The organism is Exiguobacterium sp. s193 (genome assembly GCF_018618755.1).
Classification (GTDB): domain Bacteria; phylum Bacillota; class Bacilli; order Exiguobacteriales; family Exiguobacteriaceae; genus Exiguobacterium_A.
On sequence record NZ_JACSMR010000001.1, the window covers coordinates 574,344 to 588,726 of the forward strand.

The following is a 14,383-nucleotide window of genomic DNA, read 5'->3' on the forward strand; positions in this document are numbered from 1 at the left end:
GGAATGACCGGGTTTCCCACAATCCGTGCATTCCCCTCTTTTCACAAAACTTATTTTACAGGGTAAACATACCGTTTGCCTAGTCCATACGTTCGACAACGACCAGCTCGGCAAAAAAAACTGCTGGCAGAGTAGACATTTCATCGGAACCCCTCCCGGTTTGCCCGCTTGATTTCGTGAATGGCTTCATAAAGTGCATTCGACCGGTCGTTCGCAAAAAAAATAATTTCGCCCTTCGGAAAATCGGCACTCCGACCGACCCGTCCACTGATTTGAATCAATCCGGCGGCGCGAAAGGACACATCCGCATCAACGACCGCGACCTGAACATTCGCAAACGTAACGCCTCGTTCCAAAATCGTCGTCGTCACTAAAATAGAAGTCGTCGTTCGAAACCGCTCCACTTTATCGATGCGTGCTTCGTCTGCAGCGTGAACCGTCTCTGACGACAAACCTGCCTGTTCAAGTCGTTCTTGCCACTCACTGAGTGCCGCGACGGTCGGCACAAAGACGAGTCGTGGTTTATCTTCATGGCGGCGTAACCACTCAATCAGCTGATTTGTTGTATAGGGAATCTGTAATTGCGGGACAGGTAAAGGAAAACCATGATAGCGTCGCATCAAGCGAACGGTCGGGAGTCGTTTGTTCTTAAAGGAAGGGGTCGCGCTGAGAAGGATGAGGGAGGCTGCCGGGCACATCACCCGTTTGACATAACGGTGAAGCGTCCGGTCCGTACTATAGGGGAAGGCGTCGACTTCATCGATGAAGACGACATCAAAGCAGGAACGGTAATGAATCAACTGGTGTGTTGTACTAATCGTGATGTCTCCAATGTCGAGCCGTTCTTCGGAACCCCCGAATAAGGATACGATGCGCGCTTCCTTAAAGGCTCGTTTGACGTGAAGCGTCAATTCACGGACGACATCCGCCCGAGGTGTCGTAATCAATACACGCTTTTGTAACCGGAGCGCCGTTTCAATCCCCGGGAACAGCATCGGTGTTTTCCCTGCCCCACAAACAGCATGGACGAGCAAACGTCCCGACTGCTCAATCGTCTGTCCGATCTCCGTTGCGATCCGTCGTTGATCGTCTGTCAATTCAAGTGGTTGATGTTGACTTGGCAAGACCGGATCCAATGGACGAGTGTCCGTAACGAGTGTGTCGCACGTCCGAAGTTTACCGAAAATCAGACACTGCCGGCAATAATAGCAACGTTTTCCGCATGTACATGGTCCGCGTGTCGGAATCGCCCCGCACCGCTGACAACGCCACGTGACGGCAGGAACTCGTTTTTCATAAGGACCGAGCGAGATGTTTACTTGTTCACTCGGAATCAACCGTCCCCGAATGTCCATAACTCACTTCCTTTCCGAGATGAGAGTATCCACCTTTTCGTCGGTCAAGCCTCTTCCTCCTGCACGAAACGAAGCGGACAATGAAAAAACCTTTTAACTGATTTCCAATAGAAATGGCCGATGATTCCATGAAAAGTGGAATCATCGGCCATTTGATGGGTGGAGGACGGAAACGTCCGTCACAAGGATTGATGTTGGTCTGACTTATGAGTCAGCCCCTTCACCTTCTAGACTCTTTAATCTTCTTTATACCACGTGATGCCGATTGCACCAGGACCAAGATGTGTCCCGATGACTGGACCAAACACACTCATCTCAATCCGCGCTTTCGGGAAACGTTGGCCGAGCACTTCGATTTCAGCGCGTGCTTTGCCATCGTCTTCGGCATGAATGACGCCAATGACGTATCCCGCACCGTCACCATGAATCGTATCTTCCATCATCTCTTCAATCCGTTTAACCGCCCGTTTGAACGTCCGGATTTTTTCGAACGGAACGATTTTCCCTTCGACGAAATGAAGGACGGGTTTAATCTTCAAGAAAGATCCGACGACGGCTTGCGTCATGCTGAGACGTCCGCCGCGCTGTAAATGTTCTAAATCATCAACAACGAAATAGGCACGAATCAAACCTTTTAGTTCTTCGAGACGGGCTACGATTTCTGCCGCTGTCGCTCCAGCATCACGCATCCGGACAGCTTCTTTGACGAGAAAGGCTTGGGGCATACACGAGATACGTGAATCGACCGGGTGCACATGAACGTGGTCAATCATCATGTTGATCGTATGTAAAGCTTGATACGTCCCACTGATTCCACTCGATAACGTAATCCCAATCACGTCGGTCCCTGCCGGAAGACGTTCGAACGCATCGGTGATGTCGCCGATGTTCGGTTGCGAAGTCGTCGGTAAGCTTCCTGTCTGGATCCGCTTGTAAAAATCGGGTACAGAAATGTCGTACCCTTCACGATACGCTTCTCCATCAAAGATGACGCTAAGCGGTGCGACTTGTACATTATTTTCTTCACAATAGGTAGTTGGCAGATAGGCTGTACTATCCGTTAAAATCACAATCTGGCTCATTCGTGAATTTCCTCGCTTTTAAGAGTTCCGTCGTGACATGAAGTGTTCTGACACGTCACAATCGTTATTAAGTGTATCATAATCCCGGTCGATAAAAAAAGAAAGACGGCGCTTGTTAGGCGACCGTCACAGCGTTTAGACAAACGCTTATGAAAAGTGAACATACGATAACGAGAGGCAATCCGTTTGCGCTTCCCTGTCTCGCCTCGTCTTCAAAAGCGATTCGAGACGGATTGCGCCCTAAACCGTCTGCATGACCGTCATTTTGTTAAACGACGACGACCCAGCCCCGTCGAATCGATTCGACGACAGCGCCCGTCCGGTCGGGTACGTTCATTTTCCGCAAAATTGAAGACACATGGTTCTTGACCGTCTTCTCACTGATATAAAGCGTATCACTGATCGCACGGTTCGAAAAACCATCTGCGAGCAACTGTAAAACTTCACACTCACGGCGTGTTAAAACGTGGAGCGGTGCTTCCGCGACACGTTTTTCAATCGGTTGCGATGACATCGTCTGCTTCATCTTCATCAAGCGGCGGTATTCTTGCAGCAAGTTCGGCGTGACTTTCGGGTGAACATATCCCCCTTCACGGTAGACAGAACGAATCGCGTTGACAAGTTCATCCGTCGCCATTTCTTTTAGCAAATACCCGACGGCCCCGGCACCTAACGCGTGCATGACATACGTTTCATCATCATGAATCGATAAGATGATGACACGGACATCTGGGTACACTTCCATCAAACGTTTTGTAGCTTCGACTCCATTGACTTGCGGCATATTGATATCCATTAAAACGATATCCGGTTGATGGGCTTCGACGAGCGGAATGACCTCCGCTCCACTTTCCCCTTCCGCGACGACGATAAATTCCTGTTCGAAATCAAGAATCCGTTTGACGCCTTCCCGGAACAACTGATGATCGTCGATGATGACTACTTTTACTTGCTCGTTATTCACAATGATTCCCCTCTCGCATTGGACTCCTCAATCGGAATCCTCACCTTGATGACTGTTCCTTTGCCCGGCTTCGTTTCGATGTCAAACTCACCATCAATCAATTCGATTCGTTCCCGCATGCCGACAAGTCCAAATGACTCGTCGCACGACGCGAAGACTTCGTCAAAGTTAAACCCGACGCCATTGTCCTTGACGTGAATCCGGACAGAATGATGATATTGTTCTATGATAATACGAATATCACTCGCTTTGGAGTGTTTAACTGCATTTTGAACCGCTTCTTGGACGATCCGGAACACGGCGACCTCATAGGTCGACTCAATCCGTTCCCCACCCCCAAGATAGTTGAAATGAATTTGAATGCTCGAAATTTCTTGCATATGACGCAGGTATCGCTCAAGTGTCGGGACAAAGCCCAAATCGTCGAGGGTCATCGGACGTAAGTCATAGATGATTCGGCGGATATCGGCGAGCCCGTCGCGAATCAGCTTGCGCAGTCGGCGAATTTCTTCAAAGGCTGCCTCCGCGCCGTTATGTTGATGAATCTTTTCAATTAAATCAGCACGAATCAACACATGGGCCAGTGTCTGGGCCGGTCCGTCATGCATATCCCGCGACAAGCGTCGCCGTTCATTTTCAGCGGACTGGAACACTTTTAAACCCATTTCTTGTTTTTGCATCGCTTTTTCATACTTTTCGTTCATCGCCTGCATGTCGTCCGTCAAGAAGTTTAACACAACGGAGACGCGACCAATCAACATGTCCGCGCGTTCAATCGTCTCGTCGAGGTGAACCAACCGGCGCTCCAGTTCATCCCGCCGTTTTCGGCAGTTCATTTCATCCCGTTGGTTAATGAATGACTCGAGTTGCAGTGCGTTTGCCGTTTCGTAAGCACTTCTGACGTCTTTTTCGGAGTAGTTGTCAAAATTTTTACTGACGACGACGAGTCGCGCCTTCGAATCCTTGATATGTCGTTCCAGTCGTTCGGCTTCTTTAATGTAGTCATGCACACGCGTCTTCAAATCCCGCAGCTCCTGCTGGATTTCCGCGTATTGTTCTCTCGAATCCTCTGTGATACGAACGATTTCTTCCCGACTTTCTTCTACGACACCAATGATGTTCTGTACGATATCATTCAAGGACAGCCGCTCCTTCATCTCATTCGTCATACTACTCCCTCCGCTCCTTGCCAGTCCCCATGGTTGTCTCCCTCACAAATCGTCGTTATGCTAGAAAGAACTAGTTAACGAGGAGGACATTTTTGATTATGACATTATTTAATTATTATACAGTAAAAGAAAATGGTTTCCATGAAATCATTATTCAAAAGTCACGATTTATTACATATCTGGCACGGGTTACCTCAGAACAGGAAGCTCAAAGCTTCATCACAACCATCAAAAAACAGCACTCTGACGCCAATCACAACTGTTCCGCCTATGTAATTGGCGAACAAAATGATATCCAAAAAGCCAATGATGACGGGGAACCGAGTGGCACGGCTGGCGTGCCGATGCTCGAAGTCTTAAAGAAACGTGATTTGCGAAATACTGCCGTCGTCGTTACTCGCTATTTCGGAGGCATCAAGCTCGGTGGTGGTGGTTTGATCCGCGCCTATGGGTCAAGCGTGTCAGAAGCACTGAACGCGATTGGTGTCGTTGAACGTGTTTCACATGATGTCATTGAAGTGACCGTCGACTATACCTGGTTAGGGAAACTTGAAAACGAACTACGGGCGACCGTCCACATCATCGATCAAATCCACTACCTCGATAACGTCCAAATCGATGTCCTCGTCAACTCAAACGACGTCACTTCTTTCACCAATTGGATGACGAATCTGACGAACGGTCAAGCTGTGATGAATCAAAACGGATCACGCTATATCGAACGCCCCCTTGCGTGACATTTCCCCGCGACCTGCTATACTGTTTGTAAAGAATTTAAAAGTTTTTTAACAATTCAGTAAAGTTAGGGGCAATGAAGAGTGGATGATTCTACACGATCTCGTTCTACTAAACAAAAACCAAAACGCTCATGGTTCAAGGTTTTTGTCACCGTATTTCTCATCGTCTTAGTCACAGGTGGCGCTGCTTTCGCCTATGTCGCACATAAAACATTCCAAACAGCCAACAAAACAGAAGTCGAGCTCACGCGTGGTGATAAATCAGAAAAACGGGCTGCTGCCGTTGATCTGACTAAAGACCATTTTTCTGTCCTCCTCGTCGGAACGGATGAGCGCCCGGGTGATACGTTCTCACGTTCCGATACAATGATTGTCGCAACCTTCAATAAAAATGCGAAGAAAGTCAGTATGTTAAGTATTCCCCGTGATTCGCTCGTCATGATTCCGTCTGTCGGATACGAAGATAAAATCAATCATTCGTACGCGTTCGGTGGAATCGACTCGACGATCGAAACGGTCGAGAACCTGCTCGACATCCCGATTGATTATTACGGCGCCATCAACTTTAATGGTGTCGTCGCAATCGTCAACGCGATCGGTGGGATTGAAGTCGACGTGAAATTACCGATCGACACACTCAATTCATCGGATAAACAAGGTGGGGTTAAACTTGATCCGGGTCTTCAGACATTAACAGGCGAAGAAGCCCTTGCTTATGCCCGCATGCGCTACCAGGACCCGGAAGGCGACATCGGTCGGACGAAACGTCAACAGCAGGTCTTACAAGCGATTGTCGACCAGTCGACTTCACTTGGGTCGATCACGAAGCTGAATCAATTGATGGAAGCGACAGGCGATAACTTCCAAACGAACATGTCGTTGACGGAAGCTTTCCAACTCCAACCGTTCGTCAAATCGCTCGGTACCGTGAACAGAATTGACTTAAAAGGAAAAGATGCGCGCATCAATGGTGGTTATTATTATCAACTCAACAAGAAATCTCTCGCAGCTGCGAAGACGACCTTAAAAGAAGAACTCGCTCTTCCGACGAATGAGGAGGCCGTCAGTGCATCGGAGGCGACAAATGATTCGACGACTGACACCAACTGATTTTCAAAATCTCTTTCAACTGCAACAACAAGCCTATCAAATCGAGGCTTCGTTGATTGGTGCACCGGACTTCCCGCCATTACGCCAAACGTTCGATGAATTCACACGCGAAGCCCCGACCGGCTATGTTTACGTCACAAACGCGCGACTGCTCGGATGCCTCACTTATTCCGGTGACACCATCACGCGGCTTATCGTCTCACCCGACTTTTTCCGTCGAGGGGTCGCAACACAGTTATTGACGCATGCGCTTCAAGAAATCGACTTACGTTTCGTCTCGACGGCAAAAGCAAACATTCCGGCGGTCAGACTCTATCACCAGTTCGGCTTCCTGGTCGTTTCGATGACAAACCGTCATGACATTCAACTTGTCCATCTCGAACGAACTTAAACCTGAGAGCCCTGTCCCTTTACGCGGACAGGGCTTTTTTTCATGCGAGTCCTTGTACGACTACACCGAGCACTGCGCCGAGGGCGACGATTCGTAACGGCGATTGTTTGTAAAACCGCAGCAGGCAGAACAAGCTGAACGCGACAAGAAAATCGATGCCGGTCTTGACACTCGTTGTAAAAATCGGATCATAGAGTGCAGCGAGCAACAGTCCGACGACTGCCGCATTGACACCGATCAACATCCGACCAACCTGCTGATTCGCCCGGACACGATCCCAAAACGGCAACACACCGAGCACGAGCAAGAAACCAGGAAGAAAGATAGCGAGCGTCGCAATCAGGCCACCCGTCATGCCAGAGGCGATTGTTCCGAGGTACGTCGCAAATGTGAAGAGTGGTCCCGGAACAGCTTGCGCTGCCGCATACCCAGCAAGAAAGGTATTTCCGTCCATCAACCCGGGAACGAGCGCTTGTTCTAAAAATGGCAGGACCACATGCCCCCCACCGAACACGAGCGCACCCGCATTGTACATGATGCTTGCGAGTTGGACCGGCCCTGTCGCGATCGTTGCTAAAATGGGTGTGACGAATAGAAGTCCTGTAAAGAGCACTAGTGCGGCGATACTTAAACTGCGCGGGACGTCGATCGCAAGTGTCCGGCCTGTTTCCGACTCGACTTGAAACAGCACTAACCCGAGCAGTGCCGCGACAGCCAAGACACCGACTTGAACCAGCGGATGATCAATCATCAAGACACCGGCTAACGCTAGTATCATCAACGCGAGCCGCTTCGGTCCGACTGCAAGTTTCAGACCCATTCCGAGAACAGCATCGGCGACGATCGCGACGGCAACGAGTTTAAGACCGTGGATCAAGCCGCTACCCGCCACATCAAACGCTGTCGCGAGCATCGCGAACAAAACTAACAGTACGCTCGACGGTAACGTAAATCCGATGAACGAAACAAGTGCGCCGACAACACCACCACGGACGAGTCCAATCCCCATTCCGACCTGACTCGAGGCAGGTCCCGGAAGGAACTGACAGAGCGCAACGAGATCCGCATAACTTTTTTCGTCGATCCATTTCCTTCGTTTAACGTATTCCTCATAAAAGTACCCGAGATGCGCGACCGGACCACCAAACGAGGTCAAACCAAGCTTCAGGGAGACCAGAAAGATTTCAAGCCAGCGATTCATTCCGTTACCTCCAATTAAAATTATGTCACTTCCAAACTAGTATACGAAACGGATGTAAATTTTCTGTGACAGTTCACATTTTTGCCCATTGTTTCCCGTAAGTTCCTTTTCTCCACAAAGCTTCCACCGGTCCTTGCTGATGACGATCTAAATACCAACGCGAGAAAAACATTTGGCAGACTAATAAAACGAGGGCCGCTAACGTCCCTTGCCACAGGGGAATCGTGCCGTATGTACCGGACAAGAAAACAAGAATTGTGAAGAGTAGCGTCTGTGCCAAATAATTCGTCAATGCCATCCGACCGAGTACTTGAAATCCGTCAAACCGTCTACCCGTTCTTACGAGTAAAGCAACCGCTGTTGCATACGTCACGGCAAGCGTCCGTCCGGACAACCAGACGAAGAAATAATTGACGAGTCCGTCCGGCACTTGTCCTTCGTGGACACGAACGATTTGTAATAAGGCTGGTAGCGAGAGGACAAGGCTCACGACGAGTGTGACCCCTAGAAATCGCATCGTTGGCGGACGCATCGAAAAACGTTCCATCAGGTAGGCACCAATCAAGAACAGCGATAAGATTTCTGGAAAAATCACAAAAGAATTTCCGAGTGCGTCCGGTAATTGAACCGTTGCATGATAAATGAAATAACCTTTGATGTCGTGTGAGGCCACAAGATTTGCTAAACGGTCGTCGGGTTCGACGATCGAACGGTCACTCCCAATGGCGAATGAATAGATCGATAAGTACAGCATGAGGGTATAGAGTTGGAGGAATAGACCGATGATTAACTTCGTCACCGGTTTCGTTTTCGCAAACAGTAACAGCAAAAATCCACAGATGGCATACGTTTGTAGGATGTCGCCTTCCCAGAACAATAAATGAACAAGACCAATTACAAACAGACTCGTTAAGCGCCGGACGAACACCCATAACGAACGCTCTTTTTGACGCAGACGATCGATAAAGATGATGAAACCGGCACCAAATAAGACGCTGAATAACGTATAGAACTTCGTTTGAATGAATAAATCGAACAATAAGCGGAGCATCCGGTCGGCCTGTCCCATATCAGCAACAAACCGCTCACCGAGGAAACTCGGCATATTAACGAGCAAAATCCCACATAATGCAAAACCACGTAATACATCTAAGTATACAATCCTGTTTTTCGTTTCGATTGGGTTCATAATAGGTGTCTCCTCAATCAATCAGCCGCTCAAAATGCGTATTTTGAGCGGCTGATTGGTCATTTTGATGTAATGCGTTCTAATAAATCCAACAATGGGCGGTAGCGTTCCCCAAGCAACCCAAGTGACTCGACTAAAATATCAAGCACAAGCAATAACATGATGAGTGAGACGAGGGCCCCAAGGGAGTTCGTTTGCGAAAATAAAATAGCTGTCATCCCAAAAATCGCGCATAACCCATAAATCACGAGGACGGCTTGACGCATCGTGAACCCAAGATCGAGTAGACGATGGTGGAGATGGGCTTTGTCCGGCGCAAATGGCGGACGCCCTTGTAAAACCCGACGCACAATCGCGAACAACGTATCAGAGATTGGAATCCCAAGCAAGATGACGGGAACGGCAAGAGAGAATAAGGTGACATTCTTAAAACCAAGTAACGATAACACCCCAAGCATGTAACCGAGGAATAAGGCGCCCGTATCTCCCATAAAAATCTTCGCCGGATAAAAATTATGAAACAAAAATCCAAGCGTACTCATCAAGAGCAAAATGGCGACAATCGTCACGTAAACATTTCCTTGGATGACGGCGAGACTGATCAAGGTCAGCAACACGATGCTTGAGACACCGGCAGCCAGCCCGTCCAGTCCGTCAATCAAGTTAACGGCATTCGTGATTCCGATCACCCACAGGAACGTCAACGGTACACTCCACCAGCCGAGGAACAGTTGTTGGTCGAACGGTAAGTTAATGAATTCGATGCGAATGCCTCCATTTAAGACTATGACGGCGGCAACGATTTGCCCCATCAACTTCAGCCGGGCATTCAATTGGAACCGGTCGTCGAAGGCCCCCGTCAAGATGATGACGAATCCTCCGACTAAAATATGAGTCGCATACGGACTCGAAGGTTGCAAAATAAAATAGCCAATCATGAAGGCGATATAAATCGCTAACCCACCTAGACGTGGCATGATTCGCACGTGTACTTTTCGCGCGTCCGGACTGTCAACGGCACCGACTGCAATCGCAAAGCGTTTTACGACGGGTGTGATCAGTAAGGCCGCGATAAAACAGACGATGGACGCAGTCCATAACATAATAACATCACGCTCCTGCGCGAATTATATCATAAAAAAAAAGAGCCGACGAGCGGCTCACATGAAGATTGGAACTTCAGCAGATGGATCATATGTATAAATCCCACGACCAACCTTTTTAATTGCCGGGTTCGCTTGTTCGACTTTTGCCATCAGTTGATAAATATTACTGATTTGATGACGGTAGCGTAGTTCAAGTTCCATTTGAATGTCACGCGCTGACATCGATTCGCGTTCACGCATCAAGTCACTGATTTGGTGGACGTATACTTCAAGCGGATAACGTTGATTCACGCGACGTTGTTTTAACGGACGTTCTTGTGTAACTGCAATTTCTTTTGAGTAGTCCCCTGCACCACGACTCAGTTCCCCAATCAAATACTCTGCCCGGCGTTGAAGCCGACGGTATTCCTCTTCAATTTCCATCAATTCACGATAAATATGTTCACTCGTTCCCATGATTACCCTACCTTCCAAAATTAAACATAAATATTTCAATTATGTTTCAATTGTATGTTTTTTGAAATATTACAGACTATAATTTGTCTTTATCTTATATAATTTCTTTAAGTATTTAATTATCCTGTAATATTTTAGCTTTGATGCCGATACAATGGTTACACCTCATATTAACAGAAAGGAGTACGAACGGAACATATAAATTATAAATTAAACTATCGTAAAAGCACTTATTTTCTTTTAAAAGGTATTTAAATTACTGATTTTACATAAAAGGAGACTGGAAATTTAATGGGCAAATTAACTAAATTCTTGTCGTTTACACTCGTATTTGCATTGTTACTGGCAGTGATTATCCCGTCCTCTCTAGTATCGGCAGCATCCGGTACTTCCTTTACGAAAACAACCTATCAAACAACCGATTCGTTAAACTTACGTTCTTCAGCGACGACGGCTTCAAAGAAATTGATCACGATTCCTAAGAATACAAAAATGAGTTCTTCTTATCGTCAAGGGAACTGGTACAAACTTTCTTACAAAGGTAAAACCGGTTATGTCCTCGGTACATACTTAAAGAAAGTCACGACCTCGACTTCCTTCACAAAAACAACCTATCAAACGACGGCCGCACTAACGTTACGTAAAACAAATTCCGCTTCCTCAACACGTCTCTTAACAATTCCTAAAGGAAAACAATTGAGCTCGAGCTATAAAAAAGGAAATTGGTATAAAGTAACGTACAGTAAAAAAACTGGTTACGTCTCAGGGTCTTACTTAAAAAAAATCACGCTTAGTAGTCCGACATCAAATCCTGTCCAAAAAACGACAGCTTACACGACGACCGAACGACTCAACTTACGCGGTGCACCAAACACATCCGGGAAACTTCTCTTGACGATCCCGAATGGTGGCGTCATCCAATCGATTTCACAAAGCAACGGCTGGCATAAAGTGACCTATAACGGGACGACTGGATACGTCGTCGGAACGTACTTGAAAAAAGGAACCGTTCCGCCTGTTGCTCCTCCAGCCAGTTCAGTCGATTACAGCGGTTCAAAAATGTATGTCTTAATCAACTCAAATGATACGCTCACGTTACGCTCAGCCCCGTCCGCGTCAAGCGGCCAACTCTCGCGTCTTGAGCGTGGTACACCCGTCGTCGTCGCGAACAGCCTTCATAAAACACGTGGCTACGTCGCCGTCAAAACGGCTGACGGACGTGCCGGATATGTCGAATCCCTTTACTTAACACTGTTCAAACCGGCTTCATCCAATCGTCCACTAATCATCCTTGATCCGGGACATGGTGGTCGTGATCCGGGTGCGATTCGGTATGGCGTGACAGAACGTGACATCGTTCTTGCTGTCGCGCGTCAAGTCGCGGCTATCCTTGAAGGAAAAGTCGATCTTCAGCTGACGCGTTATACAAACGACTACTATCCAACATTGACAGACCGTAGTGTCATGGCAAACGTCCATGCGACGACGCGCTTCGTCAGTATTCATATCAATGCTGCTTCTGCGACGAGTGCGTCTGGTGCTGAAAATTATTATTACAGTGGATCAACGTCCGTCCAATTAGCGAATGCAATCCAACAACGTCTTGTCAGCTACGCTGGCATGCGGAGCCGTGGTGTTCACTTCGGAAACCTTGCCGTCATTCGTGGCACTCGTGCGCCTAGTGTTCTAACGGAACTTGGATTCCTGTCGAATAGCACGGACCGTTCGAAATTAATGAGCACTGCCTATCAAGCACGTTATGCCCAAGCGATTGCCGACGGTATTCTCGCAACACTTTAATTTTCCACAACACTTCGAGCAGACTAAAAAATATGACCTACGATCACAAAAAAGGATTGCCATCCACCGATGCGCAATCCTTTTTGCGTGTAGACAAACGCTTATGAAGCGTAAACACGCGATATTGAGAGGCAATCCGTCATGGTATTACCTAAAAAGCGTCGTATTTCGTTGACTCCTACGGGAAAAAGCGCGTGATTCACGCGGCTTGCAAGAGGCGGGCAAGACCCTGCTCGTTGTCCGTGAGGATCAAGGAGCAACGGCTTGCGCCTCGCCCGAGGAAAGCAACGAAAAAAGACGCTTGATCTCCCAATCGGATGTTGTCTATAATCTTGGATTGCCATCCAGCGATGCGCAATCCTTTCAGCATGTAGACAAACCCTTATGAAGCGTAAACACGCGATATTGAGAGGCAATTCGTTCGCGCTTCCCTGTCTCGCCTCGTCTTCAAAGCGGCAATCTTACGCGCCGCTACAGCAAAGCTGCAGGGTCGCGTAAGATTGCTTTTCGCGGTTCTAAGCGATTCGAGACGGATTGCGCTCTAAACCGTCTGCATGCGACGTTTTCCGTCATGGTATTACCTAAAAAGCGTCGTATTTCGTTGACTCCTACGGGAAAAAGCGCGTGATTCACACGGCTTGCCAGAGGCAGGCAAGACCCTGCTCGTTGTCCGTGAGGATCAAGGAGCAACGGCTTGCGCCTCGCCCGAGGAAAGCAACGAAAAAAGACGCTTGAACTCCCAATAGGACGTTGTCTATAATCTGGGACTGCCATCCACCGATGCGCAATCTTTTTTGTTTAGCATTTTACGAAAAATGAGGTTTGAGAAGAAACAGAAAAGCAACTTTTCACCATTCGTTAAAATTTAAAAACGCTTAATTTGTCTACACGCAAAAAGGACCGCTCAGGGAAGCGGTCCTTTTTGACTCACATGAAAAGAGATCAATCAGATGAAACAACGGACCATCAGGGAATGGAACGTTGTTGTTAGCGACTAGCTAAGATTTGCTCAAGGGAAAGCAAATCTGTCGAATCGACACGATAGTCTGCCTCATGTAACGTCGTTTCCGGTCCTACACCAACGGCATACATACCCGCTGCGTGAATCGCCGTAATCCCGGCCGCCGCATCTTCTACACCGATACACCGACTCGGATCGACGTCAAGCGCTTCAGCTGCCCGTAAAAACACTTCAGGGTGTGGTTTTGACTGGGCGACTGTTGCCGCATCGACGATATCATCGAAATAGTGCCGGACCTTTAGTGCCTCAACGACTGTCAGCGCATTTTTAGAAGCCGACGCCATCCCGATTTTCAGCCCAGCAGCACGAATTTCATCCAAGAATGAAATAATCCCCGGAAGAAGATCCTTTTCTGAAATGTGTTGAATCAACTGGACGTAATGGTCATTCTTTTTCGTCGCAAGCGTACTTTTCTCAGCTTCCGTGAAAGCATCTTGCTTTCCGCCAAGCGCTAAAATACGTTCGAGCGAGTCCGTCCGACTCACGCCTTTGAGCGTCTCGTTGAAATCCCGGTCGAACGGAATCTCAAGTTCCTCCCCCAGTTGTTTCCACGCCAGATAATGATACTCTGCCGTATCGGTAATCACGCCGTCTAAATCAAAAATGACCGCTTCAATCGTTGGTGCCATCCGACATCCATCCTTTCTTCCATCGTACATGAAAGACAAGAAATCGAATGATTTGCGCAAACGATTGCACTTGCCTCATAAAATATTCTACCTGTTCTGTTGTACATTTGCAAGCGTTATCAAAAAACTATTTTGAAACATGAATCCGATTGTTTTTTAAAGATTGACCTCCT

13 protein-coding genes are annotated in these 14,383 nt (G+C 47.8%); 4 read left to right on the plus strand and 9 right to left on the minus strand.

Annotated features, from left to right (window positions below):
- Positions 1-140: 140 nt before the first annotated feature.
- The 4 genes from KNQ04_RS02795 to KNQ04_RS02810 form a co-directional block, all read right to left on the minus strand.
- Complete coding sequence (locus KNQ04_RS02795; RefSeq protein ID WP_214847124.1) at positions 141-1,355, minus strand: helicase-related protein; 1,215 nt, start codon at positions 1,353-1,355, stop codon at positions 141-143.
- A gap of 236 nt (positions 1,356-1,591) precedes the next feature.
- Positions 1,592-2,437 carry a DegV family protein gene (locus KNQ04_RS02800; RefSeq protein WP_214847126.1) on the minus strand — a complete coding sequence of 282 codons (846 nt, stop codon included), beginning with the start codon at positions 2,435-2,437 and terminating at the stop codon, positions 1,592-1,594.
- A 268-nt stretch (positions 2,438-2,705) separates the two neighbouring features.
- Entirely contained in the window at positions 2,706-3,401 is a 696-nt protein-coding gene (locus tag KNQ04_RS02805; RefSeq protein WP_214847128.1) for a response regulator, read from the minus strand.
- Positions 3,398-4,570 (minus strand): sensor histidine kinase, encoded by a 1,173-nt coding sequence (locus KNQ04_RS02810; RefSeq protein WP_214847130.1) that lies wholly within the window; start codon positions 4,568-4,570, stop codon positions 3,398-3,400. The genes KNQ04_RS02805 and KNQ04_RS02810 overlap by 4 nt, the downstream gene beginning before the upstream one ends.
- A 98-nt stretch (positions 4,571-4,668) precedes the next feature.
- Between KNQ04_RS02810 and KNQ04_RS02815 the strand changes: the two genes are divergently transcribed.
- The 3 genes from KNQ04_RS02815 (at position 4,669) to KNQ04_RS02825 (ending at position 6,808) form a co-directional block, all read left to right on the plus strand.
- Positions 4,669-5,307: a YigZ family protein gene (locus KNQ04_RS02815; protein WP_214847396.1), complete on the plus strand. Its 639-nt coding sequence runs from the start codon at positions 4,669-4,671 to the stop codon at positions 5,305-5,307.
- An 81-nt stretch (positions 5,308-5,388) separates the two neighbouring features.
- Positions 5,389-6,417 carry an LCP family protein gene (locus tag KNQ04_RS02820; RefSeq protein ID WP_214847132.1) on the plus strand — a complete coding sequence of 343 codons (1,029 nt, stop codon included), beginning with the start codon at positions 5,389-5,391 and terminating at the stop codon, positions 6,415-6,417.
- Positions 6,392-6,808 carry a GNAT family N-acetyltransferase gene (locus KNQ04_RS02825; RefSeq protein ID WP_214847133.1) on the plus strand — a complete coding sequence of 139 codons (417 nt, stop codon included), beginning with the start codon at positions 6,392-6,394 and terminating at the stop codon, positions 6,806-6,808. The genes KNQ04_RS02820 and KNQ04_RS02825 overlap by 26 nt, the downstream gene beginning before the upstream one ends.
- A gap of 40 nt (positions 6,809-6,848) precedes the next feature.
- Here the strand turns inward: KNQ04_RS02825 and chrA are convergent, their stop codons facing one another.
- From chrA to KNQ04_RS02845, 4 genes are all read right to left on the minus strand, one after another.
- Positions 6,849-8,009, minus strand: coding sequence for a chromate efflux transporter (gene chrA, locus KNQ04_RS02830; protein ID WP_214847134.1), 1,161 nt, complete (start codon positions 8,007-8,009; stop codon positions 6,849-6,851).
- 73 nt (positions 8,010-8,082) lie between these two features.
- A complete protein-coding gene (locus KNQ04_RS02835; RefSeq protein WP_214847135.1) occupies positions 8,083-9,198 on the minus strand; it encodes a DUF418 domain-containing protein in 1,116 nt (371 codons plus the stop codon).
- A 59-nt stretch (positions 9,199-9,257) separates the two neighbouring features.
- Positions 9,258-10,301: a glycosyltransferase family 4 protein gene (locus KNQ04_RS02840; RefSeq protein WP_214847136.1), complete on the minus strand. Its 1,044-nt coding sequence runs from the start codon at positions 10,299-10,301 to the stop codon at positions 9,258-9,260.
- Between the two features lie 57 nt (positions 10,302-10,358).
- Positions 10,359-10,760, minus strand: a complete 402-nt coding sequence (locus KNQ04_RS02845; protein ID WP_214847137.1) for a Rok-like winged helix domain-containing protein — start codon at positions 10,758-10,760, stop codon at positions 10,359-10,361.
- 291 nt (positions 10,761-11,051) lie between these two features.
- Here KNQ04_RS02845 and KNQ04_RS02850 point away from each other — a divergent pair, with 291 nt between their 5' ends.
- Positions 11,052-12,560 (plus strand): N-acetylmuramoyl-L-alanine amidase family protein, encoded by a 1,509-nt coding sequence (locus tag KNQ04_RS02850; RefSeq protein ID WP_214847138.1) that lies wholly within the window; start codon positions 11,052-11,054, stop codon positions 12,558-12,560.
- 987 nt (positions 12,561-13,547) lie between these two features.
- Here the strand turns inward: KNQ04_RS02850 and pgmB are convergent.
- Complete coding sequence (gene pgmB / locus KNQ04_RS02855) at positions 13,548-14,210, minus strand: beta-phosphoglucomutase (RefSeq protein WP_214847139.1); 663 nt, start codon at positions 14,208-14,210, stop codon at positions 13,548-13,550.
- Positions 14,211-14,383: the final 173 nt, after the last annotated feature.

Bases quoted from the DNA above. Each gene is read 5' to 3' on its own strand.
- KNQ04_RS02795 (WP_214847124.1), bottom strand. From the start codon at position 1,355: ATGGACATTCGGGGACGGTTGATTCCGAGTGAACAAGTAAACATCTCG.
- KNQ04_RS02800 (WP_214847126.1), bottom strand. From the start codon at position 2,437: ATGAGCCAGATTGTGATTTTAACGGATAGTACAGCCTATCTGCCAACT.
- KNQ04_RS02810 (WP_214847130.1), bottom strand. From the start codon at position 4,570: ATGACGAATGAGATGAAGGAGCGGCTGTCCTTGAATGATATCGTACAG.
- KNQ04_RS02815 (WP_214847396.1), top strand. From the start codon at position 4,669: ATGACATTATTTAATTATTATACAGTAAAAGAAAATGGTTTCCATGAA.
- KNQ04_RS02825 (WP_214847133.1), top strand. From the start codon at position 6,392: ATGATTCGACGACTGACACCAACTGATTTTCAAAATCTCTTTCAACTG.
- chrA (WP_214847134.1), bottom strand. From the start codon at position 8,009: ATGAATCGCTGGCTTGAAATCTTTCTGGTCTCCCTGAAGCTTGGTTTG.
- KNQ04_RS02835 (WP_214847135.1), bottom strand. From the start codon at position 9,198: ATGAACCCAATCGAAACGAAAAACAGGATTGTATACTTAGATGTATTA.
- KNQ04_RS02840 (WP_214847136.1), bottom strand. From the start codon at position 10,301: ATGTTATGGACTGCGTCCATCGTCTGTTTTATCGCGGCCTTACTGATC.
- KNQ04_RS02845 (WP_214847137.1), bottom strand. From the start codon at position 10,760: ATGGGAACGAGTGAACATATTTATCGTGAATTGATGGAAATTGAAGAG.
- KNQ04_RS02850 (WP_214847138.1), top strand. From the start codon at position 11,052: ATGGGCAAATTAACTAAATTCTTGTCGTTTACACTCGTATTTGCATTG.
- pgmB (WP_214847139.1), bottom strand. From the start codon at position 14,210: ATGGCACCAACGATTGAAGCGGTCATTTTTGATTTAGACGGCGTGATT.